Genomic DNA, 25550 nt, shown 5'->3' with positions numbered 1-25550 from the left:
ACGGGGTGATTCCGATGACGGGTGACAGCTACGACGATATCGAGCCGCTGCTCAAACAACTGGCTGTCGCCGTCGAAACCGATGCTCCCGAGCGAAGTGCCTTGCGAGAGGAAGCGATAGATCGCTGCCTACCGCTGGCCGATCACATCGCACGCAAGTTTTCCGGTCGCGGCGAGGCGTTCGAAGACCTGCTCCAGGTCGCACGGCTCGGGCTGATCCAATCCATCGATCGTTTCGATGTGTATCGCGGCTCCCGCTTCCTGTCCTTCGCGGTCCCGACCATCATGGGTGAAGTCCGCCGCTACTTCCGGGACAGCACCTGGGCCGTGCGGGTGCCGCGGCGAATCAAGGAGACCCAGGTCCGGCTGGGCACCGCCATCGAGACCTTGGCGCAGCGCCTGGGCCGGATGCCGAAGGCCAGCGAATTGGCCGCCGAGCTGGACGTCGATCCGGAAGAGCTGACACAGGCGATGCTGGCGTCCAACGCCTACCAGAGCGCCTCATTGGAAGCGGCCTGCCCCGATGACGGGGAGAACACTCCGCTGGCGATGCTGGACGCGCTGGGGGCCGAAGAGACCGGCTACGAACACGTGGACCAGCTGCTCGCGGTTCGCCCGCTCATCGCCGAGCTGCCGGATCGGGAGCGCCGGGTCCTGGTGATGCGATTCTTCGAGTCGCTGACCCAGAATCAGATAGCCGCACGTCTCGGCGTCTCGCAGATGCAGGTATCGCGCATTCTGGCCAAGACCCTCGGGCAGCTCCGCGCCGAATCCCTCGCGAATTGAGCTCGTGACCGATCTCGCCGGGGCGGCTCGCGTCGCCCCGGCGGATGTCAGAAGCCCACCAATCCCGAAGCCAGGTCCGGGAATTGGATCGCCTGCACGGCCGCGTCGTGGACGTCCGGGCAGGTGGCGGTGGTGGTCTGGTCGATGACGGAGCGATTGCGCATCACCGCGAAATTCACGCCGTTGTTGCGCAACGCCCAATCCTGAACGGTGGCATTGAATTTCAGCCGTGCCTCGGTGGGGCCGTCGGCACGCCACTTGTCGACCTCGGGCCGGATCATGTCGCAGAGCTGCTTCGCGGCATCCGCGGTGATGGTGGGACCGCCGGACGACTGCCCGGAGGGCTGCGGCGCACCGGTTCCCGGAACGCCCGGTGCCGTGCTGTTCGCGCAGCCGGCGGCGACGGCGACCGCCGTCGCCGCCGCGCACAGCCACAAACCCGGTCGGGCCGTTCGGGATACGACGTGCTGAGACGTCATGGTGCCGGCTCCCGTCATCGTGTCCGGCCGGCGGCGTCGCGAGCCGCGTCCGCCGCCCGCTCGCCGCGTTCCCGGGCGGCCCGGGCGAGCCGCCTGCCGCGCTTGCGCGCTGTGGTGGCCAGCTGTGTGCCCTGCTCCCGCGCTGTTCCGGCGAGCTGTGCCCCGTGCTCCCGGACGGTGTCCGACAGCGGCCCGCCGTGTTCCCGTGCGCTCTCGGCGAGGTGGCCGCCGTGCTCGCGGGCCGCATCGAGGAGCTGGCCGCCGCGATCGGAGGCGGTCCTGCCCCACTGGGCGCCGACGTCACGGGTGGTCTCCGCGAGCTGTTCGCCGCGGTGCTGTGCGGCCTCGGCGAGGCGTTCGCCGCGATCACGCACTGCCGCAACGAGTTCGGGACCATGCTCGCGGGCGGACTCGGCGAGGCGTTCGCCCCGATCACGCACTGCCGCAACGAGTTCGGGACCATGCTCACGGGCGGACTCGGCGAGGCGTTCGCCCTGCTCCCGTAGCGTCGCGGCCAGTTCCGGTCCGTGTTCCTTCGCGGCATCGGCGAGCTGGGCGACGCGATCATGGGCCGGGCCGGTTTCCGAGTGGAGTTTGTCGAGAGCGCGACGGCCGCGCCAGCCGAGCGAGGGCTTGCCCTGCCGATCGGTGGAGGCGATGAGCAGGCCGCCCAGCAGGCTCACATCCTTCAGCAGCGCAGTGCGTTTCGCCGCGCGCCGCTCCGGGTCCTCCTCGGTCCAATATCCCGGTTCGGACAGCGCCGCGGGGATCACGGTCGCGGCGAGCACCGCGGTCGACAGCCGCGGCAGCTTCCCGAGCGCCAGCAGCACGCCGCCGCCGATGCGGACCGCCGCATTGATCCGGACCACGCGCCCCGGATCGTCGGGCAGGTACTTCGCCAGCTGTGGCGGGAGCTTCTGCTCGCCCTTCTGCACCGCGGCGGTCGCGGTCTTGACCCGGGGATCCGGATTGGCGAGAGTGTCGATTCCGTCGACGACGAAAACGGTCGCGAGCATGGGGTGGGCAATTCGCCGCAGCATGGTGGACTCCTTTCCGGAAGGGTTGCCTTACGTGGGCTTGACGTTCCTTACGTGGGCCTGACGTTGTCGCTGTTCCCGGCATGCCCGCCGTCAAACGCGCCGATCGCGGTCGCGATGCCGGCCGCGCCGCCGGCGATCGCCCAGCCCACCGGGCCGAGCGGTCGGCAGCCGAAGTAGGTGCAGATACCCGGCGTCATGACGACGGTGACCAGGACGGCGCCGCTGGCGGCGGTGGTGAACCACACCAGCGGGCTGTGCCGGGCGGCCAGCAGGGTCTGGCCCAGCTGCGTGCCGATCAGGGCGACGAGCCCGATGGTGCTCGCCCGGCGGGCGGTCCCGGTGTATCGGCCGACCAGCCAGGCCCCGGTGGCGCCCGCGGTCGTGGTGGCGCCCCGGGACAGGATGGCGTGCAGTAGTTCGGCGCCCAGATCGGCGGGCGGCCGGGCGGCCAGGCGCGCGCCCAGTTCCTCGGCGCGGCTGGAGCTTTCGGCGTTCTCCTCGGCCGCCGGGTCGGGCGACACCGCGACGGCCATGGCCGGGAACATGTCGGTGAGCAGGTTGACGAGCAGGAACTGCCGGGTCCCCAGCGGCGCGCGCCCGGCCACCGCGGTCCCCAGCACGGTGAACGCGACCTCGCCGGCGTTGCCGCCGACCAGCACACCCACCGCGTCGCTGACCCGCCGCCACATGCTGCGCCCCTCGGTCAGCGCCTCGAGCAGCACCAGCGGGTCCGGATCGGTGAGCACCAGATCGGCGGCGTTCCGGGCGGCCGTGGAACCCCGTGCGGCCAAACCGATTCCGATATCGGCGGTGCGGATGGCGGCGGCATCGTTGCCGCCGTCGCCGGCCATCGCCACCACGTGACCGCTCTGCTGCAGCGCGGAGACGATACGGACCTTGTGCCGCGGGCTCACCCGGGCGAACACCGTGCTGTGTTCGATGAGGTCGGCTTGACCCGATTCATCGAGCTCGTCGAGTTCCGCGCCGGTGGTCACGGTGGTGGCCTCGATACCCAGTTCGCGGGCCACCGCGGCCGCGGTGACCGGATGGTCACCGGTGATGATGCGGGCGCCGATCCGGTTGTGCCGCAGGGCGGTGATCAATGGCTGCGCCTGCGGGCGCGGCGTGTCGGCCAGGCCCAGGAAGCCGATCAGGGTGAGTTTCTCGACCGCGCTCTCGATATCGTCCGGCGCCGACTGCAGCTCGCGGCGTGCCACGACCAGCACGCGCAGACCCCGGTCCGCGAGGTCGTGCACCAGGTGGTCGGCCCGTTCGCGGTCGGAGTCGGAAAATGGGGTGGTGGAGGGCTTTTCGGAGTTCTGCCGCACCCGGGCGCAGCGGTCGAGCACCACTTCGGGCGCACCTTTCACGACCAGGCGCAGCCGCTTCGGGTTGTGGCCGAGAGTGGCGGCGAAGCCCCGATTCGACTCGAAAGGCAATTCCTCCACCGTTTCCCAGCCCTCGCCGGCGGGCAGGTCGGCGGCCGCGTCCAGGACGGCGCGGTCGGTGGAGTGCACGATCGGGCCGTCGGGATCCGGGCAGGCGTGGGCGGCGTCGCGCAGCAGCTGCCGGGCGGCGGGATCGGCATCTCCGGGCTCCCATTCTCGATCGAGTGAGGCGAGGGTGGTGAGCCGCAGCCTGCCCTCGGTCAGGGTGCCGGTCTTGTCGAAGCACATGGTGTCGACCCGGCCCAGCGCCTCGACGGTCCGGCTGGCGCGCACCAGAATTCCGCTGCGCGACAGCCGCCGGGCGGCCGCCGACTGCGCCACCGTCGCGACCAGCGGGAGACCCTCCGGGACGGCGGCGGTCGCGACCGCCACGCCCTCGGCCAGAGCGGCACGCAGCGGCCGGCCGCGCAGCCAGCCCAGGATGGTGACCGCCGACCCGCCGGCCAAGGTGGTGGGCAAGGCCTGATCGGTGAGGCGGCGCAGCTGCGCCTGGACGCCGCTCCGGCGCGGTGGAATCGCCGCCGCGGCAGCACGTTCGGACTCGGTGTCGGCGCCGACGGCCACCACGATCGCCGCCGCGATGCCGTTGACGACGGTGCTGCCCTGGAACAGCATGCAGTATCGGTCGCTCAGGGCGGCTCCGGGCGTCGCGGCCACTCGTTTCTCCACGGTGACCGATTCGCCGGTCAGTGCGGACTCGTCGATCTCGAGGTCGTCGCAGCACAGCAGCCGGGCGTCCGCGGGCACCACATCGCCGGTGCGCACCAGCACGATATCGCCGACGTGCAGGTTCTCGGCCGGGATACGCTGTCCGGCAAGGCCTTCCAGATCGTCCGGGCTCCGCTCCAGCGCGTCCCGCCGTTCGATTCGGCAGGCGTGCAGCTCCTCGCCGTGCAGGAGATCGCGCAATGCGGCTTCGGCGCGCAGGCGCTGCACCGTCGACACCACGGCATTGACGGTCATCACCGAGGACACCAGCAGTGCGTCGGCCGGCGCACCGAGGATTGCGGAAGCCGCGGCGCCGACGCCCAGGATCGGCGTCAGCGGGTCGGCCACCTCCGCGCGCAGCTGCCCGGCGAACCGGCCGAACGGTGCGACGGCCGCGGTCGCTCGGTCGAGGATCGGTGTGAGCGGATGCGGCCGGGAGGTTTCGGTGGCCGGCTCCGGTTCGGGCAGCCGGGTCAGCACCTCGTGCGCTTCGAGTGCGTGCCAGGGCAGCAGGGGTGCGTCGGCGGCGTCGAGGTCGGAATCGGTTGCCTGCCAACCGCTCACGCCGCCGGTGAGCAGGCCGGTGGCCTGAGCGGCCGTGACCGGGAACTGCTCGTTGTGGCGCTGCGGCGCGGCCGCGACCAGCAGGGCGCCCAGCGAGGCCGCGGAGAGGGCCAGGGCGCGGCCCCGGGCACTCGCGTTGCGTGCGGGTGCGATCGACGCCAGGACACCCACTACCTGCGCCAGGTCGGTGCACAGGGCGTCGGCCGCCCACGGGGACTGCCTCCCGCCCGCCGGGTCGTAACGCACCACGCCGATCGCCGCGTCGGCCGCCGCGAGCGCGCGATCCGCTGACGCGGAGACCACCGCGACGCCATGGCCGTGCTCCTGCAATCGGCGCACCAGGTCGTGCAGGGATTGTGTGTGGGGAACGAATTCGTCTGTGGAGGAGCGCAATTCGGCGGTGTCCGGTGTCCCGGCGAGAATCACTCGCAACCCGGCGTCACGAGCTGCCAGCAGGATAGCCTGGGCATGCGGATGCAGTTCATGTCCGACGAGGACGCGCCCGATCTGCCGGGAACCATCGTGGACGTCGAACCGGGTGAGTCCATCCGATCCCGGCTGTTCCTTCTCGACGAGGCGTAGCGGTCCATCGGCGTCCGAATCATCGCTTGCGGCCGGGGAATCCGCGTCGTCGGCGATCCAGAGTCGCTCCTGCGCGCCGCTCCAGATCCGCCGCAGCTCACGCTCGTCCGCCGCCTCGGCGTCGAGCACCAGGCGATGGGAGCCGAGCAGCACCTCACCGTCGATGACAATGGCACTGAGCCGGTCCAACCGCCGCCACACTCCGGGATCGACGGTCACCACCCCGGCGAGCGAAAGGCGGATGGCGACGGCCGCCGCGAACGATTCCCGGCTGGTGCGTGCGGCTTTCGGCGCGGCGAGACCCAGCGTGGGTGCGATGTCGGCGGCGCCGCGGCCGAACAGGGCGGTGGCGGTGGCGAGCGCCGATCCGGTGGCGACCTCGTCCGCGCACTGCTCGACCGGTCCCGGCGGTAGCTCGACGGGGCGGGGTCCGAGTCGCAGCGGCTCCCTGGGCCCGGTGAGCCGCTGGGAGTGATCCCCGTCCAGCTCCCACTGCCGCCACCGAGCGTGCCGAGCTCCCGCCTCGGCCAGGACCAGCGCTCGCTGCCCGGCGTCCACGAGCAGGCTGCCCACACCCTCACCGGCCGCCTGCCCGAGAGCATTGGCGGTCGTCACCAGCAGGTCGGTGCGCGCGAGTCCGATGCGCTGTTCCAGCACGGCCCGCAGCCGCGGCTGCGTATCGAACATGGCGGCGGCGGCCTGGAAGAACTGAACGGGTGCTCGCCGGGGAGCCAGCGCGCCGGCGACCGCGAGACCGAGGGCCAGGGTGTCGCCGGCCAGCGAAATGGCCGCGGACAGTGCGGGTTCCAGGTCTCCGGGATGCGGGGTGGTGGGATCCCAGGGACGGTCGGCGACCCCGAAGTCACTCTCGATCCCGGCCACAGCCGCCACCAGGTCGGCGATGTCGGCATCGGTGGTGATGATGACCTGCCCGGTGATCGCATTGGTCCGTACGTGCTGGACGCCGGGGACCGCGCGCAAGGTGTCGCGCAGTTCCGCGGCCAGTTTCGGGCCGCGCTCGGAACCGAGGCCGTGCACTTCCACGAACACCCGATCACCCACACGTGCCACCCGGCGGTCGCGGTGCAGGCTGGGATCGAGCAGCGTTCCGAGATCGTGGCGCACTTGTGCGCCGACCTCGGCCGCGGTTCCCAGGCCACGGGCGAGCCCCCGGGCCGTACCGGTGGTAAGGCCGATCAGGCGGGACAGCACGAACGCCTCCCTTCCGCGTCGGTCATGCGCGTTGCGCCAGGCGGGGTATCAGGCCGCCGGCCAGGATGTCCTGTACCTGTCGTGGCGAAAGACGATGCCGGACGGTGAAAGTCGTTTCCTTGCTCATGTTGAGCACCTGCAATGTCGTCCTGTGCGCGATCTCGCCCGGATCGTCGATGCGCAGGAAGTCGTCACGGTCGATGCCGTCGTAGTCGGCGGGATCGGCGAATTCGAGTGCCAGGACACCGAAGTTTGCCAGGTTCTGCCAGTGGATGCGGGCGAAGGATTTTGCGATGACCGCTCGCAGCCCGAGGTAGCGAGGGGTGATCGCGGCGTGCTCGCGGGAGGAGCCCTGACCGTAGTTCTCGCCGCCGACGATCAGATGGCCGGATTCGGAGACCCGTTGTGCCCGTTCCGGATAGGTCTCGTCGATCTGGGTGAAGGTGAACATCGCCAGCTTGGGGATGTTGGATCGGAAGGGCAGTGCCCGTGCTCCGGCGGGAGAGATCTCGTCCGTGGAGATATTGTCGCCGACCTTCAGCAGCACCGGCGCCTCGATCCGTTCGGGCAGCGGGGCCAGGGGCGGCAGGCTGGAGATATTGGGCCCTTTCACCGGCCGCACCTGCCGGGCCTGTTCCGGATCCAGTGGGGCGACCAGCATCATGGTGTTGATCGCGGCGCGTGCGGGCAGGTCGAGCTTCGGATAGTCCATGCGCACGGTGCGCGCCCACTCCCGTGGATCGGTGATCACGCCGGTGAGCGCCGACGCCGCGGCGGTTTCCGGCGAGCACAGCCAGACCGAGTCCTCCTTGGTGCCCGAGCGGCCGGGGAAGTTGCGCGGCATGGTGCGCAGTGAGTTGCGACCCACGGCCGGCGCCTGGCCCATGCCGATGCAACCCAGGCATCCGGCCTGATGGATGCGGGCCCCGGCGGCCACCAGGTCGGTGACGGCACCCATCGCGGTCAGATCGGTGAGGATCTCCCGCGAGGTGGGGTTCACGTCGAAACTGACCTGTGGCACGGTCTGCCGCCCGGCCACCATCGCCGCCACGATCGCGAAATCGCGCAGGCCGGGATTGGCGCTGGAGCCGATCACCGCTTGCGCGATATCGGTGCCCGCGACCTCGCGCACCGGCACCACGTTGCCGGGCGAGGACGGCTTCGCGATGAGTGGCTCGAGGGTGGACAGGTCGATCGAGTCCTCGAGGTCGTAACCGGCGTCGGCATCGGCGGCCAGCTCGACCCACTCGTTCTCGCGTCCCTCCTCGCGGAGGAAGGCCTGCACGGCCGCGTCGCTCGGGAATACCGTTGTGGTGGCCCCGAGTTCGGCGCCCATGTTCGCGATCACATGGCGATCCATCGCCGACAGACTCGACAGGCCCGGGCCGTGGTACTCGATGATGCGGTTGATCCCGCCGCTCACGCCGTGGCGGCGCAGCATCTCGAGAATGACATCCTTGGCCGAACACCACTGCGGCAGTTCGCCTTCCAGCCGGACACCCCACACCTCGGGCATCCTCAGGTGCAGCGGCCGACCCGAAATCGCGAGCGCCACTTCCAATCCGCCCACTCCGATGGCCAGCATGCCCAGCGCGCCGGCCGCCGGAGTGTGCGAATCCGAGCCCGCGAGAGTCTTGCCCGGTATACCGAACCGCTGCATGTGCGTCGGGTGCGATACACCGTTGCCCGCCTTGGAGAACCACAGGCCGAAGTGCTGGGCGGCCGTGCGGAGATACTCGTGGTCCTCGGCGTTCTTCTCATCGGTCTGCAGCAGATTGTGGTCGACGTACTGAACGCTGACCTCGGTGCGCGCCCGCTCGAGGTTCAAGGCCTCGAGTTCCTGCATCACCAAGGTGCCGGTGGCGTCCTGGGTCAGCGTCTGGTCGATCCTGATCGCGATCTCCGCACCCGGCTTCATCGCACCGGACACCAGGTGCGACTCGATCAGTTTCCGAGCCAGATTCGCCGACATCGTCGCGGACGAGTCTAGGAGGTGGCGGCCTGCGGTCCGACCACGAAGGTGGCATTGCCCTTCGCGTCGAGGCCGGCGTCGAGAATCTTGTCGTCGAAGAATTCGGCGGCCTTGCGGTCCATGAAGACGCGGGCTCCCTCGGCAGTCAGCACCTCGTCGTCCTGCGACGGCTCGGCGGCGACGGCCAGGTGGAAGCTCTGGGCGTCATCGGGGGTGGAGATCCGCAGTCCGGCGTCCTGCGGCGCGCCGTCTCCGGAGGTGATATCGCGGACTGCCTCGACGGCAGTGGGGGTGAGCATCAGCATGGTTTTTGCCTTTCCGCTGTCGTGAGCGCCGGCCGGACTGCCGGCAGTCGGTCGAGTAACCGGAAGAATCACCGCGAAACATCTCGCGCCGGGGGAATCGTGTTTGTCCGGGGTTGCCGCGGGTAAGGCACCGGTATGGACCACGACGACCGGGACACCAGGACCCGCCGCCTGGGACTGCCGCGTGCGATCAGCGCGGTGTTGTTCGACATGGACGGCGTGCTGACCGATTCCGCCGGGGTGCACGAGCAGGCGTGGAAGAGCGCTTTCGACGGCTTTCTGCGCCAGCGCTGCGGCGCTGGATTCCAGCCCTTCTCGGAGCGGGACTACGAACTGTACGTGGATGGGAGACCTCGGTTGGACGGGGTGCGCGAATTCCTGAAGTCGCGAGATATCGAGCTGCCCGAGGGTTCTGACGAAGACGGTCCCGATGCGCAGACCGTGCATGGTATCGGTGGGAAGAAGAACGAACTCGTGCACACGTTGATCGAACGAGAAGGCGTGCACGCCTACCCCGGGTCGGTGGACTATCTTACCGCTGTGCAGCAGTCCGGGCTGCGAATCGGCGTCGTATCCTCGTCGGCGAACGCCGCGGCGGTGCTGGCCGCCACCGGTCTGGACCGCTATGCCGAGATCCGCATCGACGGGAACACCTTCGCGGAGCGTGACCTGCCCGGCAAGCCCGCACCCGATGGGTTCCTGGCGGGCGCGGACGCCCTGGGCGTCGATCCCCGGGCCACGGCGGTGTTCGAGGACGCGGTCGCCGGGGTGGAGGCCGGCCGCGCGGGCGCGTTCGGATTCGTCGTCGGCGTCGACCGCACCGGCGACCCGGACCATACCGATCAGCTGTACCGGGCCGGAGCCGACGTCGTCGTCCGCGACCTGGCCGACTTGCGGGAATCCTCATGAGCGATGCGAGATTCGAGGTAGCGCCCTGGGAATTGCGTTGGTGCGGGCTCGATCTCGATGCGCTGCAACGCACCGAATCGATCTTCGCGCTGTCCAACGGGCACATCGGCCTGCGCGGCACCCTCGACGAGGGCGAACCGGTCGGCAAACCGGGCACCTACCTCAACGGCTTCTACGAATCCCGGAAGATGCCGTACGCCGAAGCCGGATACGGCTATCCGGCGGAGGGCCAGACCGTCGTCAACGTGACCGACGGCAAGATCATCCGATTGCTCGTCGAGGACGAGCCGATGGATCTGCGCTATGGCACTACGGTCGAGCACGACCGCGTCCTGGATTTCCGGTCCGGCACCCTGCGCCGCTCCACCGTGTGGACCTCGCCGACCGGCCGCCGCGTGCGGATTCGTTCGGAACGCCTGGTGTCGTTCACCGAGCGGGCACTGGCGGCGATCCGCTACGAGGTCGAGCCGCTCGATGGTGATCTCGAAGTGGTCGTGCAGTCGGATCTGCTCGCCAATGAACCGGATCCGGCGAAACCGGACGATCCCCGCCTGGCTGCTGCGCTCGATCACCCGCTCGTGGGGGAGTGCGCCGTGGCGCGCGACCTCTCCGCGGTGCTGGTCCATCACACCCGGCGGTCGCAGCTGCGCATGGCGGCCGCGATGGACCACGAGTTCGATGTCGCGGTGGCCACCCGCTGCGATGTGCACGCCGAGAACGACCTCGCCCGGATGACGATCGCCGCGGGCGTGCCCGCGGGGGATCGCCTGTGCCTCACCAAGTTTCTGGCTTACGGGTGGTCGGCGCGGCGCTCGGCGTCCGCGCTGCGGGCCCAGGTGGAGGCCGCGCTCGCGGCCGGGCTGGAGATCGGCTGGCAGCAGCTGCTCGACCGTCAGCGCGCCTATCTCGACGACTTCTGGGCGCAGGCCGACATCGAACTGGACGGCAGCCCCGAACTGCAGCAGGCGGTGCGATTCGCGCTGTTCCATGTGCTGCAGGCGGGCGCGCGCGGTGAGGCGCGGGCGATTCCCGCGAAGGGCCTCACCGGTCCCGGATACGACGGCCACGCATTCTGGGACACCGAAACCTATGTGCTGCCGGTGCTCACGTACACCATGCCGATGGCGGCGGGTGACGCGCTCCGCTGGCGGCACTCGACCCTCGGGCAGGCGCGGCAGCGGGCCCGGGAGTTGGGGCAGGCCGGGGCGATGTTCCCGTGGCGGTCGATCAACGGTGAGGAGGCGTCCGGGTACTGGCCGACCGCCACCGCGGCCGTCCACGTGAATGCCGATATCGCCGACGCGACCGCCCGCTACCTGGCCGCGACCGGCGACGAGCAGTTCGAGACCGAGTGCGGTGTCGAGCTGCTGGTCGAGACGGCGCGGTTGTGGGTGAGCCTGGGTCACGAGGACTCGGCCGGGGACTTCCGCATCGACGGCGTGACCGGCCCCGACGAGTACTCCGCCCTGGCCGACAACAACATCTACACCAATCTGATGGCGGCCCGGAACCTGCGCGAGGCCGCCGAATCCTGTACGCGGCGGCCCGATCTGGCCGAACGACTCGGTGTGGAGCCCGCGGAGCTCACCCGCTGGCGTCACTGTGCCGACTCCATGTATCTGCCCTACAACGACGAACTGGGGGTACACGAGCAGTCCGAAGGGTTCACCCGGTACGCCCCATGGGATTTCGCCGCCACCCCGCCGGAGAACTATCCACTGCTGCTGCACTATCCGTATTTCGATCTGTATCGCCAGCAGGTGGTCAAACAGGCCGACCTCGTATTGGCAATGTACCTGTGCCCCAACGCCTTCAGTCGCGATCAGAAGATCCGCAACTTCGAGTACTACGACCCGCTGACCGTCCGCGATTCCTCACTGTCGGCGTGCACCCAAGCCGTCCTCGCCGCCGAGATCGGTCACCTCGCGCTCGCCTACGACTATTTCCGTGAGGCCGCGTTCACCGATCTGCACGACCTGCACCACGACGTCGCCGCAGGCGTCCACATCGCCTCGGTCGCAGGTACCTGGATCAGCTGCGTCGGCGGCTTCGGCGGCATGCGCGACCACGACGGCGACCTCGGCTTCGCCCCGCGCCTCCCGGAGCAGCTGAATCGGCTGTGCTTCCGAATCCTGTGGCACGGCAGCCGGATATCCGTCCATATCACCGCCGAGTCGACCACCTACCGACTCGAATCCGGCGACAGCGTCACCCTGACCCACCACGGCCGGCGCATCACCCTGACAGACAGCCCGGTGGACCTGCCCAACCCGACGGCAACCGCGGGCGCAGCTGCGGAATAGGTTCCGATGGCCCGGGCTCCGGAAGCGGATCCGGCGGCGCCGGAATCGGTGGCCCGGGTGCGGGGAAGGGCACGGGCGGCGCGGGTTCCGGAATGGGCTGCCCCGGCTCCACCGGCGGGATCGGTTCCGACGGCCGTATCGGTGGCACCGGAACAGCGTACGGTCCGGCACGGAGATCGAGATGTACAAGTTCCATACCGCCCGCTTACCCGGCGCGGGCGAGGGTAAGCGGCAAGCGGGGAGATGAAACGAACACTCGGCGGAAGGGAACCAACGCCATGGGCAAGACAAGCGAAACCGGCATCATCACCGGTACCCGCGACAAGGACTACAACCTGATCTGGTTCGTCGAGGCGTCGCTGGACAACGCGCTCCGGCTGGACACCTTCATCGCCGACGCCGAACGTGACGCCGATACCGAACTGGCCGACTTCTTCCGCCGCGCCCAGACCGAGAGCCGCACGGGCGGCGAGCTGGGCAAGCAGCTACTGGCCACCCGTTTACAGGGCTCGGACATCCCGATCGCACCGGAGCACCGGGCGCCGCGCTGAACCGCCGGTTCACTCCGGCCGCGCGATCGCCTCGCAAACCTTCGACGCCGACGCGTAGCGCGTAGGCGGAGGACCTCGCAATGATCAGGAGGTGATTACCGTGATGTGGACACAGATAATGGACATGCTCCGACAGATGTGGAACATGATGTTCCCGAACATGGCCATGTGACCGGTCTCAGGGCTGGTTGCCGGGGATGAGGCCGGCCACCGCGGCGTAGCGGAGCGGGGGAGTGTCCGGCGTGGGTGGTCGAGCCGCGGTGGGGGCGAGAAGGAAGCCGACGTGGTCGCCGAAATCGGCATGGTCGAGGATCTCGCCGACGAACCAGCCGGCCGTGGCCGTCAGGATCGGCAGCGCGTGCGGACCCTCCTGCCAGTCGCAGTGTTCGAACTTGTCGAGCTCGAGTCCGGTCTCGGAGCCGAAGAGGTGCGCCAGTGCGAGGGACTCGTGTGACAGTAGGTGGACCGCCAGGTGGTCTGCCCGGGCCGCGACACGATAGGTGTGGTTCCGTTTCGACAGGCAGACGAGGAATCGCCGCGGCTCGATGCTGACCTGTGTGGAGAACCCCACGAGGCAGCCGGCGCGCTGGCCGTCGGCGAGGGTGGTGACGATCCACACCGGTGCGTCGGCGGCCGCGACGGTGAGATCGAATGCGCCGCTGGAATCGACCTCGCGTGACACGCCGCACCTCCCCGTTTCGGGCCGGTCGGGACAGTGGTCCAGGAGCGGGCTTCAGCCTACACAGACCATTTGGTTTGTATGCCGCGTGAGTGGAAACGACGCCGATTCAGGTGAGTTGCGACGGCAATCCGGCGTCGTACACGGCGAGTATGTCGGTCGCCTGCCGCAGAGCATCGACGACGACGTCTGCCGGTGTGCGGTGCAGGTGCGGGTAGTCGATCTCGCCCAACTGCGGGTCGACCGGGAAGGCGAGTCGTTCTGTGCCGAGCGAGAATTCGGCGGCGATGTCCGCCCGGTTCCCGCGCGGGTCCTGGCGATGCCAGGCACCGTCGAGATGAACCGCCACGAGGCCGTGCAGGACGTGCCCGTCGCCGTGGGTGAGCCGCTGATAGCACAGCGCGGTGGGGATGCCCTGCCCGCGCAGGATCGCGGCGAGCAGGTGGGACTTCGCGTAGCAGAGGCCGACACGCTGCTCGAGCACGTCCGAGGCGCGTAGTGTCACACGGGAGTCCTGCGCGTCGTAGGAGTGCGCGACCTCATCCCGTACCCACTCGAATGCCCTTCGGGCGCAGTCGATATCGCTGTCGGACTGCGATCGGATCTCGCGGGCGAGCGCCCGGACCGCCGGGTGATCGACCTCGACGATCGGATCGCCGGAGAGATAGGCCGAGGGGCTGAGCATCGACACGGGCGCGAAGGACACCGGTCCACCCTAGTGCGGCGTCGGCTGGCCGCTCACCGCCGAGTTGTCGCTAACCGACACCACGGATTCGACGAACGGGAAGGACGCGACGTGCTCGGCGGCCTCCACCGCGATACCGATCACGAGCGGGCCGGGATAGGTGCCGTAGACCACCATTCCACCCAGGGCTCTGAGGAGATCGTGGAATTTCGTGGCCTCCTCGGTGGTCGCGGTGCACGACTCGCAGAACCGCACTCGATAGACACCTTCGTCGACCATGGCAGCCTCCTGAACGATGGTGGATTGACCGGCGCTAGCGGTTTGCCCATTTTTCGCCTGCTTACGCGGTCCGCATGCGGGACCACGGCGGCAGTTGCGGTCCGTACGAGGCCCACCGCCCATGGCGACGGTACCTCAACGACGGGGTGGACGACCGCACCGCGACCGAGACCGACTCGAACGGGTCGTCCTGACCGGCTCACCGGCTATCGGGCGGGTCGGCCGCACCGGAAGCCCGGGGACGGTCCAGCCTGGGGTAGAGCAACTCCCGGACCAGCAGGAGCAGGCTCGCGGCGGTGGGGATGGCGAGCAGTGCGCCCAGGACGCCGAGCATCGAGCCGCCGACCAGGACGGCGACGACCGTGAGCACAGCGGGGACCTGTACCGTGCGCCCGATGATGCGGGGGACGAGCAGGTAGTCCTCGAGCCAGCGCAGGGCGATGAAGAAGACGACGGTCGCCAGGCAGACCGGCAGCGAAACCGTCAGCGCGACAAGCGCTATGGCGATACCGGCCAGTGTGGAGCCGATCAGGGGGATGAGGTCGAGCACCGCGACCAGCACGGCCAGCACCAGAGGGAACGGGACTCCGAAGGCGGCCAGCCAGATGAAGGTGAGGATTCCGGTGATCAGCGAGATCAGCAGATTGCCCAGCACGTAACCGCCGACCTTGGCGAAGATCGCGTCCCCGATGAGGATGGCGCGGGGCCGGCGTTCCCGCGGAAACAGCCGATAGAGGTTCGCGCGCAAGGCCGGGAAGTTCGCCGAGAAATACGCGGTGAGCACCGCGACCAGGATCGTGGCGGTGACCCAGCTGAAGACCACCCTGCCCGCTCCGACCAGTCCCTGTGACACCTTGCCGAAGTCGGCGCCGGTTGCGTGCTGCAGCCACTCGTCGAGGTGGAAGCGGTCGGTTGCCTCCCGGACCAGCGGGTAGCGGTCCTCGAGATGGTGCAGGGCGTCGGGCGCATGGTGGATCAGGCCTTGACCCTGGCCGATCAACGGTGTGATCGCGGCCCAGAGAAATCCGGCCAGGCCGCCGAGCACGATCAGGAACACCAGCGTGACAGCGAAACCGCGGCGGACATGGTGGCGCACCAGCCACGAGATCGCCGGCTCCATGCCGATGGCGAGGAACAGCGCCGCGGCGACGAGCAGCAGCGCCTGATGGGCTGTGAGCACGACACGCACGGTCCCCACAGTGACCAGCACACCCGCGGAGGCCATCAGTCCCACCATGAACGGCGAGTGCCGGTCGAACCTGCGTCCGGGCCTGCCCAGCGGATGCTGATCGCTGGACAGCTCGGCAGCACGCTCCTCGGCTTCCGAAATCGGCGCCGGTTCACTGTCGGAATGCGGCTGCGCTACCCATTGATTGTGCGCTTTTTCGTCGTTCATCGATTCTCTATCCGGTCGGGAAGGCGGGCGCTGGCCGTCGTCCGTCAGCGATGCCCCGATATGAGTCCCGTTTCCGCTCAGTGGCCGCCGGGATCGCCCAGCTTTCGACCTTCGCCGTGCTTGACCCGCACATGCTCGCTGATCACCAGCGATACGCCCGCGGCCAGCCACACGACGCAGACCACCCCGGCCAGTACCGCCCGCCCCGTAAACCCGTAACCGGCCGCGGCCAACGCGGCCACGAGCGCGATGATTCCGAACGCGAACAGGATGAGACCGGGCCAGTTTCGCGCGTCCACCACGGACTCGCCCGCGTGTGATCGGGTGGTCCTGGCGTGGTCCGGGAACTGCTCGGTGCGGTCGCCGTGCTGCCCGGCGCTGTCGGGTTGTGCTGCATCTTGTTGTCGATCGGGCATGATGCCTCCTCTTCGGTGCAGGTGCCGATGTTCGGCGGGTACCCGGACATCGGGTCGGCAATCTCCACGCACCGCTCGAGCCGATAGGGTTGCCGAGTGGATGAAGCGATCCGGGGACTGCGGGCGGTGCGACATTTCCGGGCGGATCCCGTATCGCTCCCGGTGATCGAGCGCATCGTCGACACGGCCCGCTGGACCGGCTCCGCGCGCAATCGGCAGCCCTGGCGCTTCGTCGCCGTCACCGATTCGGCGGTGCGGGGTGAGCTGTCCCGGCTCGGCGGCTATGCCGTTCATCTCGCCGCCGCGCCCCTGGCGCTGGTCCTGGCCTCGCAGGACAACGGCTTCGCCGATACCGAGTTCGACATGGGCCGGCTGACCCAGTCGCTGTGTCTGGCCGCGGCCGAACAGGGGCTCGGCAGTTGCCCGACCACGCTGTATCCCGCCGAGAATGTTTCTCGCGCAGCCGAATTGCTCGAGCTCGCACCGGGATGGCTGCCGCGGCATGTCATCGCCCTCGGGTACCCGGATCCGCAGCCGGCCGGTGCGCCGAATGCGATTCCGAGCGGCAGGCTCTCGGTCGGTGAGCTGCTGACCTGGAAGTAGCGGTCGATAGATGTATGCCGCCGCGCCGCCCGGACGCTGGGCGGCGCGGCGATCGGGATGGTCAGGCCGCGGCGGCGAGTTCGGGTCGTTGGTCCGCAGTGGCCTGAGGGTGAGGCTCGATGTGCAGTCGAATCACCTGCTCCGGGTCGTGGCGAGGCCACATCCGGCGGGCGACCGTGATTCCCATGGTGGCGAACACCGCCAGCGTCACCCAGGTGGTGGTGAATCCGGTTGTGGTGGTGAGCCATCCGGTGACCGGGTAGGTGAGCAGCCAGGCCAGGTGCGAGAGCGAGAACTGGGCGGCGAAGACGGCGGGGCGGTCGGCGGGTTGCGAGGAGCTGCGCAGCACCTGGCCGGTCGGGGTCAGGATCGCGGCGGTACCTACGCCGACGGTCGCCCACACCGCGATGGCCGCGCCCCACCGCCAGCCACCCGAGCCGGCGAGCGACAGGGCGATGGCCGCGCCGAGACCGGCCAGCAGGATGGCCGCGCCCGTGAGCATGACCGGGCGAGCGCCGATGCGGTCGAGCACCCGGGGGAGTGACAGGGCCACGAGCATGGTGCCGAATCCATTGGCCGCCAGCAGCATTGCCACTCCGGTCTGAGTGCCGCCGAGGGTGTCGCGGACGTAGTTGACCGTGTTGACCATGATGATCGAACCCGCTGCGGCCACCACCAGGTTCAGGCCGAGCAGCCCGCGCAGGCGCGGCGTCGCGGCGAAGATCCGCAGGCCCACCGTGATCCGCTCCCGGAACGAGTCTCCGCTGGTGGCGGTCGCGTCCGGGATCCTGGTCGCGATGACCAGTGCGGCCGAGACGGCGAATCCGATGGCGGTACCGACGAACAGCCAGTGGAAGCTCATGATCGTCAGTGCGGCGGCGGCGAGCATCGGGCTGAGCAGGGTCTCCATGGTGGCGGCCAGTTGCGCGGCCGAGAGCGCCCGGGTGTATTCCCGCTCATCGGGCAGGATGTCGGGGATGACCGCCTGATAGGTGGGTGTGTATGCGGCGGAAGCGGTTTGGAGGACCGCGATGAGCACGTAGATCTGCCAGATCTGGTCGATGAACGGCAGTGCCAGGACGACGGCGGCGCGCGTGAGGTGCAGGGCCGTCAGGAAGGCCCGGCGGGGAAAGCGATCGGCATACGCGGCCACGATCGGCGCGACCGTGACGTAGACGAGCATCTTGATGGTGAGCGCGGTGCCGAGGACACCGGCGGCAGCACCGCCGGCGAGGTCGTAGGCGAGCAATCCCAGTGCGACGGTGGTCAATCCGGTACCGAAGAGCCCGGAGACCTGGGCGGTGAACAGCCGCAGGTAGTCGCGGTTGCGGAGGAGCGAGGTGAGCATGGGCGCGGAACGCATCGGAATCACTTCCTGGAGACGGGCTGGGGCGGGTCGCGGGGGCGGGGACAGTCGCATTCGCACATCTCGTGGCTCCTCGGTGAGTGGGTGGTTCGACACGGGAGAATTTAATACCCCTAGGGGGTATATACAAGGTTGTGTGCTGTGATGCGGGCCACCGCGCATCAGGTTCGCGGCGGATACCCCCGGGGGGTGGCAGGCCGCGTCGGGCTATGCTGGCTGACGTGGCTGATCAGCACATTGCGCCGCGAGTGACCGGATACGTCCGGTCGCCCGCGGCGCCACTGAACCGGCGGGGATTCCTAGCGCTCGGAGCGGGTGCCGCGGCGGCCGCGACCTTGGCCGCGTGCGCGAAGAACACGGCAGCGGCGCCCAGCCTCGTGCAGCCCGATTCCGAGGCGGTCCGGGCCGCGGAGGCCGCGCGTCGCACGGCCCGCGCCACCGTCCGCGACGTCACGCTGCGCGCCGAGCCGACCACCCTCGACCTCGGTGGCGTACAGGTGCCGACCTGGGCCTTCGGGGGCACGGTGCCAGGCCCGGAAATCCGCATCGCCAAAGGCGAGGTGGTGCGCGCCAACCTCATCAACGCGCTTCCGGCGCCGACCACGGTGCACTGGCACGGTATCGCCCTGCGCAACGATATGGACGGCGTCCCCGACGTCACCCAGGCGCCGATCGCGGCCGGCGGCCGCTTCGGTTACGAGTTCACCGCGCCGGACTCCGGCACCTACTTCTTCCACCCGCACGTCGGGGTGCAGCTCGACCGCGGCCTGTACGCGCCGCTCATCGTCGAGGATCCGGCCGACGGCCGCGACTACGACACCGAAGCCGTTGTGGTGCTCGACGATTGGCTCGACGGCGTGAACGGGCGTGACCCGGACAAGGAGTTGCAGGCCCTGCGGGACAAGGGCATGGCGGGCATGGCCATGGGCGGGATGCCTGGCATGAACCACGACGGCACGACCATGGTCTCGGGCGGAATGTCCACGCCCGCCGACCCGAACGCGCCGCTCGGCTCCGACGCCGGCGACGTCACCTACCCGTACTTCCTGATCAACGGCCGCCTGGGCAGTGATCCCACCGTCGTCACCGCGCGACCGGGGCAGCGCATCCGGCTGCGGATCATCAATGCCGCCGCGGACACGGCGTTCCGGGTCGCCGTCGGCGGACACCAGCTGCGGGTCACCCACACCGACGGTTTCCCGGTGCAGCCGATCATGACCTCCAGCCTGCTCATCAGCATGGGCGAACGCTACGACGCCATCGTCGAATTGGCGGACGGCGTCTTCCCGCTGGTCGCCGCGGCCGAAGGCAAGACCGGCCGCGGCTTCGCGCTGATCCGCACCGGCGGCGGCACCCCACCCCCGGCCGACGTGCAGCCGGCCGAACTCGCGGTGGCGCCGCTGACGGCGGATCGCCTCACCGCCGCGGAACCGGTTCGCCTGCAGGCGAAGCAGCCCGATCAGACCCTCGACGTCACCCTCGGCTCCGACATGAAGAAATACGTCTGGACCATCAATGGCAAGGCCTATCCCGACCACGCCGCCCTGAATGTCTCCCAGGGTCAACGGATCCGCCTGCGCTTCCGTAACCAGTCCATGATGTACCACCCCATGCACCTGCACGGCCACACCTTCCAGCTCGTCAACCGGGCCGGATCGGGGCCGCGCAAGGACACCTCCATCGTGCTGCCCATGCAGACGGTCGAAGTCGACCTCGACGCCGACAACCCCGGCCAGTGGATGCTGCACTGCCACAACGCCTACCACGGAGAAGCGGGCATGATGAGCATCCTGTCCTACGTGCGCTGAGCCCGCCGCCCTGCCGCGGGTAGGTTCATCCGCATGGCCCCTACGACACCGTCCCAGCGCGAGGAAGCGGACACCGAGCCCGGCGCTCCGGGGCCCGCGGGTTACCGGCGATCCAGGGGTTCGGCCCGCGGCACGGCCCGGCGCGACGACCTGCTCGACCGCGTCACCGACGATCTCGCGGCCAACGGCCTGGTGGATTTCTCGCTGCGGCGGGCGGCGCGGGCGGCCGGTACCACCCACAAGGTGCTGCTCTACCATTTCGACGGCGTCGACGACCTGCTCGCGCAGGCGATCGTGCGATTGCGGGACAGGCGGATCGGCGCCGCCTTCGCGATCCTCGACCGGCAGCAACCGACGCTGTCGGCGCGGGTGCGGGCGCTGTGGCCGGTGCTCGTCGACGCGGAAACCGGGCTGCGAGTTCTCGATCAGGCCATCGGACTGGCGCTGTACGACCCGCAGCGGCATGCCGCACTGGGCCGAGAGGCTTCGAAACAGTATCTGCCGCTGTTGCTTTCGCTGTGCCCGGTGGCCTGGCCGGAGGGCCGGAAGCGGGAGGTGGCCGAGCTGATCCTCGCGGCCCTGCGTGGCTTCCTGATCGACTGGCTGACCAGCGGGGATACCGCCGGTGCCGAGGCCGGGCTCGAGGCGCTCTCCCGTGTCCTGGACCGGGAAGAGGCCGCCGTCGAATAGCTCTGTCCCGCACGGTATTACAGCGGGGTCCCTGCCGTTGACATGAAGTGAACCAGGTGGTTCACTTCATGGTGTCAAGGACCCACCGAAAGGCCGGTGTGCGATCGTTCGCGTACCCGGCGGTCACTACGCAACCTATCTGGAAGCCCACGAAGAGACCGTCGAAGCAGAACTGTCCTTCCTGCACCGACATCTCCTCACCCTCCACCCGACCAGCGACGTCACGGCCGGCCGGCCCGAAGCCGGTACCCGCCCTTGACCCGTATCGAATTTCACTGTCACCGAACCGATTTCACACAACAACCCGCTCCGGACGCTCCTCCCACCGAGCATGACCATCGCGCCGCGGCCCGAGCGGGCTCACATCAGCGGTCTACTGTGCACTCGGGAGGGATTGCGGCAGGCCGAATATGGGGAGGACTGTGTTTTCGAAGCGGGTCATGGCGCCGATCCGGTCGCCCGCGAGAGTGAGGACGAAGAGGCCGGATCCGTGGATGCCGATGGAGGGGTATCGGTAGACCCCGAAGGCCGGCTGACCGTTGGCTCGCGTCGGCACCAGTTCGAATCTCTGTGCCGAGCCGAAAATGAGGGCGAAGAAGCGGGCCACGATGTCCCGGCCCTGGTATTCCAGCGGCATCGGTGGCATCGACATGAAGACGTCGTCGGTCAACAGGGCCACCAACGCGTCGATGTCGGCAGATTCGTAGGCGCTGACGAACTTCGCCACGATCGCATCCTCTGCAGGTGAGTTGCCAGCGGGCGGCTGCTCGCGGGCAGTAGTCACCGGCAGTCGGCGCTGCATTCCCGCACGCGCGCGTTTGAGGGCGCTCTTGACCGATTCGACGGTCGTGTCCAGCATGTCGGCTACTTCGTTCGCGTGGAATCCGAGGACGTCGCGCAGGATGAGGACGGCGAGCTGGCGAGGCGGCAAGATCTGCAGGGCGGTCACGAAGGCCAGGGAAATGGATTCGGTTTGCTCGTAGCGCGCCTCCGGACCGAGCGGCACACTGATCGCTCCGTCCAGAAGGGCGTCGGGATAGGGCTCGAGCCAGTGGATTTCGCCGAGCCCAGTGGGTTCCGGTAGTTCGATTCCCGGGATGTCCCACTGCTTCGCAGGACGTCGGCGAGCAGAGCGCAGCGCGTCGAGGCACCGGTTGGTGGCGATGCGGTAGAGCCAGGTGCGAAGTGAGGCGCGTCCGTCGAATCGTTCGAGACCTCGCCAAGCGGCGAGCATCGTGTCCTGGAGAGCGTCCTCGGCGTCCTGAAACGATCCGAGCATCCGATAGCAGTGCACCTGTAGCTCGCGACGGTGTGGCTCGGTCAGCGCTCGGAATGCCTCGCCATCGCCGCCCTGTGCCCTCGACATCAGGTCCGTTCTCGCCAACTCCACTCCCGTCACCTCATTCCTTGTGTGCAGTTCCACACCGTATGGACGCCGGCCGAGGCACGAACGGGGCGGTCGCGGAGCGCCTCCTTTTCCGATGCTGCGGCGTCTGGACCAGTGATAGCCGACAACACTGTCAAAGGAGCACGGAAATGGGAAAGATCGTCATCAGCACCAACGCCACACTCGATGGAGTGGTCCAAGACCCGGACGGCCAGGAAGGCTTCGAACTGGGCGGCTGGTTCCACCAGTTCGTAGGGGGCAAGGACCTCGAAGACTGGGCCGCCAACGAGACGGAGGAACTGCTGGGTGCCCAGGCGCTACTGCTGGGCAGGCGGAGCGGTGAGTGGTTCGAGTCCCGCATGCGCGATGGCGCGGAGGTCCGCGTAAGCCGCGAGTGGGCGGACAGAATGAACAGCATCCCCAAGTACGTCGTGTCGTCGACTCTCGAACATTCTCAGTGGTGCAACACCACGGTCCTCAACAGCGCTGCGGTAAAGGAGATTTCGGAGCTGAGGCGGACAGTGGACGGGGAAATCCTGGTCTACGGCAGCTATCAGCTCGTGCGCACACTGATTGCGCAGAACCTGGCCGATGAACTGCGGCTGGTAGTTTTCCCGGTCGTGCTGGGAACCGGCCTGCGTCTCTTCGACGAGACCAGCGACAAGAAGCCGCTGCACCTGGTCGACACACGAAAGATCGGTGACGGCCTGATGCTCAACACCTACGAATTCGTGCAAGGCTAACGGCTGAATTCGGGGAGAAGCTTGATGGCGGGTGGGTCGATGGGATCGTGGTTGCCCTCGTAGGTCAGAAACGAGACCCACTCGCGCCGGCGACGCGGACGCTCCGGGAGCTGCTCACTCGGGATGCCCGTACAACTTCCGGCCGCCGCTGTACCGGCTCGTCGACTAGCGAAGGTGCCTCGGCCGCCGATGTGTGTGACGTGGGATTTGGCTGGTCCGTAGAGGAGTCGCGACGCGCTGACCTTGACGTTCGGCCGGTTGGTGGCGTATCGAATGGGGTAGAGCTACCTATGTAAACGGTACGACGGCGCGTGGAGAGAGGCGGTCCAGGTGTCGATGCGTCCTTCGTTGCCGACTCGGCTCTGGCGGGTGCGGCCGTGGAACCGGAATCCGCTGCTGCGCGTCTCGGATCGGGCCGAGGTGGTGCTGCGGGCGGTGGCCGTGGTGGTCGTGGCCGCGGCGGTGCCGGTGGCGGGGGCGGTGGGGAGCGTGAGCTATACCGGCGCGCAGGATCGGATCGCGGCGCAGGATGCGGGGAAGGTCAGGGTGACGGCCACCGAGACCGCGGATGCCGTGCGGCTGCCGGATTCGGATCATTACGCGGGTAATCAGGCGCGGTATCAGGCGCCCGTGCAGTGGAACAGCGACGGCAAGATCGAGACCGCCACCGTGGACGTGCCCGGTCCGCAGGTCGCGGGCGCCACGGTGACGGTGTGGATCAAGAACGGGCAGCCGACGCAGGCGCCCGCACGGCCGGGAGCCGCGGCCGCGGAGGGGATCGGGACCGGGCTCGCGGTGCTGGTCGAGACGTGGTGTGCGGCCGCCGCGACCGTGTGGTTCACGGGCACGGTGTTCGATGCCAGACGCTATGCGCGCTGGGAGCGTGAGTGGCGTGGCATCAATCGGCCGATCGGGAAGGACACCCTGTAACGGGGTGGGATCGGCTGCGCCGGTTCAGTATTCGCCGTTGATCAGGTTCTGTGGCGGCTCGCCCGCCAGGTAGCGTGCGATCTCCGCGGTGGCGATGGCCCAGCCGCGCTGCAGGTTTCCGCTGCTGCTGCCACCGACGTGCGGGGTCAGCAGCAGGCCCGGTGCGTCCCACAGTGGGTGGCCGGCGGGCAGTGGTTCCGGATCGGTGACGTCGAGGATGGCGCGCAGCCGGCCGGATTGCAGTTCGGCCAGCAGGTCGTCGGTGCGCACCACCGGACCGCGGGCGGCATTGACGAGAATCGCGCGGTCGGGCATGCGGGCCAGGAACGCCGCGTCGACCATGCCGATGGTGGCCGTGGTGACCGGAACCATGAGCACGACCGCATCGAAATGCGGGAGCAGGTCCGGGATTTCGCCGACGCCGTGCACGCCCTCCCGAGCCTGCGTACCGACCAGTTCGACTGTGGTGTCGAACGGCAGCAGCATGCGCCGCAATTCCGTCGCCAGATCACCCGCACCGATGATCAGGATTCGCTTGCCGTGCAAGGTGTCCGTGCGGTGCTGGATCCAGCGGTGCTCGCGCTGCGCCACGGCGAATTCGATGAATTCCCGGTAGACCGTGAGCAATCCGGTGATCGTCCACTCTGCGGTGCTCGCCCCGTGCGCACCCCGGGCCGTCGAGATCATCACCTGATCCGGCAGCTCGCCCACCCAGGCCTCGGCGCCCGCGGTCAGCAGCTGCACCAGCCGCAGCTTCGGCAGCGACCGCGCCAGCGCCATGCTCTCGGGCCGGCCGGCCAGGAACGCGGGCACCAGCACCTCCGCCGCATCCGCCCCGGCGGGCAACGGCTCGCCGAGGGTGTAGCGCACCGGCCGCGCCCCCTCGAGCCGGGAGATCGTCGCGAAACCATGGTCGTCGGGAACCAGCACCGTCACCGTCATGTCAGCGACGCTAGCCGACCGGGCGAATCCTGGTCGGCGCGGTCGGTTCCGATCAGTATCGGGGATGGGCGAGGTAGCGGGCGGGTGCGCCCAGCAGCCAGCGGATCAGGGCCACGGTCAGCACGATGATGCCGAGGGCGGTGAGGGCCGGGGTGGCGATGAGCCAGCCCGCGTCGAGCAATGCGAGGCCGAGCACGGCGAGCATTCGATTGTCCTCTGCGGACCGGAGTCCTATTTGGCGGCGGATTCGGTTTTCGCGGGTGTCCCCGGACGGCTGAGGAAGCGGTTGACCGACCAATTCGGCTTCGCGAATACACGTTTCGGCGTCGTCTTGGCCATGGGAACCGCCGGCTTTCGAGGCTGCTCCACGTTACGCGCCGCCGTGCCCGCCGGCGCCGGTTTCGCGAGTTCCTTTCGCGCCGCGGCCATCTCGCGCCGCGACTGGCGCAGCTCGCGCCGCGCGACCGTGCCGCGTCGTGATGTGGTCCAGATTCCGGCCAGCGTGAGGATGAATCCTGCCGTGCCGATCGCGCCGATCAGGATTCCGTAGGCGAACAGCAGCCCGGCGGATCCGTGATAGGTGTGGTCGAAAACGGTGAAGCCATTGGGAAGCGCATGTGCGCCACCGCTGTTGGCCTGGATCCCGGCCACGCCCACGGTCACAGCACCCAGCAGAGCGATGAGCCCGATGATTGTGAACATACTGGGGCAATGCCCGTTCATCCGCTGGTCAAACCCTGGACCGGTGGATTGTCCGGCGAGCCCCGC

General features: G+C 68.8%; 24 protein-coding genes. 9 read left to right on the top strand and 15 right to left on the bottom strand.

Annotation, left to right across the window (positions count from 1 at the left end; all coding sequences use genetic code 11):
• Nucleotides 1–14 precede the first annotated feature (14 nt).
• The gene (locus tag ACFXKA_RS31705; RefSeq protein ID WP_379430105.1) at nucleotides 15–785 is read left to right on the top strand and encodes an RNA polymerase sigma factor SigF; all 771 of its coding nucleotides are present in this window, start codon (nucleotides 15–17) and stop codon (nucleotides 783–785) included.
• A 47-nt stretch (nucleotides 786–832) separates the two neighbouring features.
• Here ACFXKA_RS31705 and ACFXKA_RS31700 read toward each other — a convergent pair whose 3' ends face one another.
• Genes ACFXKA_RS31700 through ACFXKA_RS31680 form a run of 5 tightly spaced genes read right to left on the bottom strand, consistent with a single transcriptional unit; the run spans nucleotide 833 to nucleotide 9095 of the window.
• Nucleotides 833–1264 (bottom strand): hypothetical protein, encoded by a 432-nt coding sequence (locus tag ACFXKA_RS31700; protein WP_379430104.1) that lies wholly within the window; start codon nucleotides 1262–1264, stop codon nucleotides 833–835.
• 14 nt (nucleotides 1265–1278) lie between these two features.
• A complete protein-coding gene (locus ACFXKA_RS31695; RefSeq protein ID WP_379430103.1) occupies nucleotides 1279–2304 on the bottom strand; it encodes a DoxX family membrane protein in 1026 nt (341 codons plus the stop codon).
• A 47-nt stretch (nucleotides 2305–2351) separates the two neighbouring features.
• Entirely contained in the window at nucleotides 2352–6818 is a 4467-nt protein-coding gene (locus ACFXKA_RS31690; protein ID WP_379430102.1) for an HAD-IC family P-type ATPase, read from the bottom strand.
• Between the two features lie 22 nt (nucleotides 6819–6840).
• Complete coding sequence (locus ACFXKA_RS31685; protein ID WP_379430101.1) at nucleotides 6841–8790, bottom strand: aconitate hydratase; 1950 nt, start codon at nucleotides 8788–8790, stop codon at nucleotides 6841–6843.
• A gap of 14 nt (nucleotides 8791–8804) precedes the next feature.
• Complete coding sequence (locus ACFXKA_RS31680) at nucleotides 8805–9095, bottom strand: hypothetical protein (protein WP_354850629.1); 291 nt, start codon at nucleotides 9093–9095, stop codon at nucleotides 8805–8807.
• A gap of 135 nt (nucleotides 9096–9230) precedes the next feature.
• On the opposite strand from ACFXKA_RS31680, the gene ACFXKA_RS31675 reads away from it, so the two are divergent.
• From ACFXKA_RS31675 to ACFXKA_RS31665, 3 genes are all read left to right on the top strand, one after another.
• Entirely contained in the window at nucleotides 9231–10004 is a 774-nt protein-coding gene (locus ACFXKA_RS31675) for a beta-phosphoglucomutase family hydrolase (protein ID WP_379430100.1), read from the top strand.
• Complete coding sequence (locus ACFXKA_RS31670) at nucleotides 10001–12307, top strand: glycoside hydrolase family 65 protein (RefSeq protein WP_379430099.1); 2307 nt, start codon at nucleotides 10001–10003, stop codon at nucleotides 12305–12307. The genes ACFXKA_RS31675 and ACFXKA_RS31670 overlap by 4 nt, the downstream gene beginning before the upstream one ends.
• Nucleotides 12308–12585: 278 nt before the next feature.
• Complete coding sequence (locus tag ACFXKA_RS31665; RefSeq protein WP_379430098.1) at nucleotides 12586–12858, top strand: hypothetical protein; 273 nt, start codon at nucleotides 12586–12588, stop codon at nucleotides 12856–12858.
• Between the two features lie 178 nt (nucleotides 12859–13036).
• Here the strand turns inward: ACFXKA_RS31665 and ACFXKA_RS31660 are convergent, their stop codons facing one another.
• The 5 genes from ACFXKA_RS31660 to ACFXKA_RS31640 all read right to left on the bottom strand — a co-directional run bounded on the left by ACFXKA_RS31660 (nucleotide 13037) and on the right by ACFXKA_RS31640 (nucleotide 16313).
• A complete protein-coding gene (locus ACFXKA_RS31660; RefSeq protein WP_379430097.1) occupies nucleotides 13037–13540 on the bottom strand; it encodes a flavin reductase family protein in 504 nt (167 codons plus the stop codon).
• A 106-nt stretch (nucleotides 13541–13646) separates the two neighbouring features.
• On the bottom strand, nucleotides 13647–14243 hold the full coding sequence (locus tag ACFXKA_RS31655; protein WP_379430096.1) for a transglutaminase family protein: 597 nt from the start codon (nucleotides 14241–14243) through the stop codon (nucleotides 13647–13649).
• Between the two features lie 9 nt (nucleotides 14244–14252).
• A complete protein-coding gene (locus tag ACFXKA_RS31650) occupies nucleotides 14253–14501 on the bottom strand; it encodes a hypothetical protein (protein ID WP_379430095.1) in 249 nt (82 codons plus the stop codon).
• Between the two features lie 199 nt (nucleotides 14502–14700).
• A complete protein-coding gene (locus tag ACFXKA_RS31645) occupies nucleotides 14701–15897 on the bottom strand; it encodes an AI-2E family transporter (RefSeq protein WP_379430094.1) in 1197 nt (398 codons plus the stop codon).
• A 77-nt stretch (nucleotides 15898–15974) separates the two neighbouring features.
• A complete protein-coding gene (locus ACFXKA_RS31640) occupies nucleotides 15975–16313 on the bottom strand; it encodes a hypothetical protein (protein ID WP_379430093.1) in 339 nt (112 codons plus the stop codon).
• A gap of 96 nt (nucleotides 16314–16409) precedes the next feature.
• Here ACFXKA_RS31640 and ACFXKA_RS31635 point away from each other — a divergent pair, with 96 nt between their 5' ends.
• Nucleotides 16410–16916, top strand: a complete 507-nt coding sequence (locus ACFXKA_RS31635; RefSeq protein ID WP_379430092.1) for a nitroreductase family protein — start codon at nucleotides 16410–16412, stop codon at nucleotides 16914–16916.
• Between the two features lie 61 nt (nucleotides 16917–16977).
• Here the strand turns inward: ACFXKA_RS31635 and ACFXKA_RS31630 are convergent, their stop codons facing one another.
• A complete protein-coding gene (locus ACFXKA_RS31630) occupies nucleotides 16978–18279 on the bottom strand; it encodes an MFS transporter (RefSeq protein ID WP_379430091.1) in 1302 nt (433 codons plus the stop codon).
• A 251-nt stretch (nucleotides 18280–18530) separates the two neighbouring features.
• Here ACFXKA_RS31630 and ACFXKA_RS31625 point away from each other — a divergent pair, with 251 nt between their 5' ends.
• Together ACFXKA_RS31625 and ACFXKA_RS31620 are read left to right on the top strand one after the other, a co-directional pair.
• On the top strand, nucleotides 18531–20090 hold the full coding sequence (locus tag ACFXKA_RS31625; RefSeq protein WP_379430116.1) for a multicopper oxidase family protein: 1560 nt from the start codon (nucleotides 18531–18533) through the stop codon (nucleotides 20088–20090).
• 33 nt (nucleotides 20091–20123) lie between these two features.
• Nucleotides 20124–20780: a TetR/AcrR family transcriptional regulator gene (locus ACFXKA_RS31620; RefSeq protein WP_379430090.1), complete on the top strand. Its 657-nt coding sequence runs from the start codon at nucleotides 20124–20126 to the stop codon at nucleotides 20778–20780.
• 373 nt (nucleotides 20781–21153) lie between these two features.
• Here the strand turns inward: ACFXKA_RS31620 and ACFXKA_RS31615 are convergent, their stop codons facing one another.
• Complete coding sequence (locus ACFXKA_RS31615) at nucleotides 21154–22146, bottom strand: sigma-70 family RNA polymerase sigma factor (RefSeq protein ID WP_379430115.1); 993 nt, start codon at nucleotides 22144–22146, stop codon at nucleotides 21154–21156.
• A gap of 170 nt (nucleotides 22147–22316) precedes the next feature.
• Between ACFXKA_RS31615 and ACFXKA_RS31610 the strand changes: the two genes are divergently transcribed.
• Nucleotides 22317–22910: a dihydrofolate reductase family protein gene (locus ACFXKA_RS31610; RefSeq protein ID WP_379430089.1), complete on the top strand. Its 594-nt coding sequence runs from the start codon at nucleotides 22317–22319 to the stop codon at nucleotides 22908–22910.
• A 336-nt stretch (nucleotides 22911–23246) separates the two neighbouring features.
• Nucleotides 23247–23840 (top strand): hypothetical protein, encoded by a 594-nt coding sequence (locus ACFXKA_RS31605; protein WP_379430088.1) that lies wholly within the window; start codon nucleotides 23247–23249, stop codon nucleotides 23838–23840.
• Between the two features lie 24 nt (nucleotides 23841–23864).
• Here the strand turns inward: ACFXKA_RS31605 and ACFXKA_RS31600 are convergent, their stop codons facing one another.
• From ACFXKA_RS31600 to ACFXKA_RS31590, 3 genes are read right to left on the bottom strand one after another with little or no spacing between them, the layout of a single operon-like run.
• Nucleotides 23865–24782, bottom strand: a complete 918-nt coding sequence (locus ACFXKA_RS31600) for a 2-hydroxyacid dehydrogenase (protein ID WP_379430087.1) — start codon at nucleotides 24780–24782, stop codon at nucleotides 23865–23867.
• 52 nt (nucleotides 24783–24834) lie between these two features.
• Nucleotides 24835–24987, bottom strand: a complete 153-nt coding sequence (locus ACFXKA_RS31595; protein WP_354850676.1) for a hypothetical protein — start codon at nucleotides 24985–24987, stop codon at nucleotides 24835–24837.
• Between the two features lie 26 nt (nucleotides 24988–25013).
• Nucleotides 25014–25439 (bottom strand): hypothetical protein, encoded by a 426-nt coding sequence (locus tag ACFXKA_RS31590; RefSeq protein WP_379430086.1) that lies wholly within the window; start codon nucleotides 25437–25439, stop codon nucleotides 25014–25016.
• Nucleotides 25440–25550 lie beyond the last annotated feature (111 nt).

This window comes from Nocardia sp. NPDC059228 (assembly GCF_042754245.1).
GTDB lineage: Bacteria > Actinomycetota > Actinomycetes > Mycobacteriales > Mycobacteriaceae > Nocardia.
The sequence above is the reverse complement of the archived record's forward strand: the minus strand, read 5'-3'. Positions and strand labels throughout refer to the sequence as shown.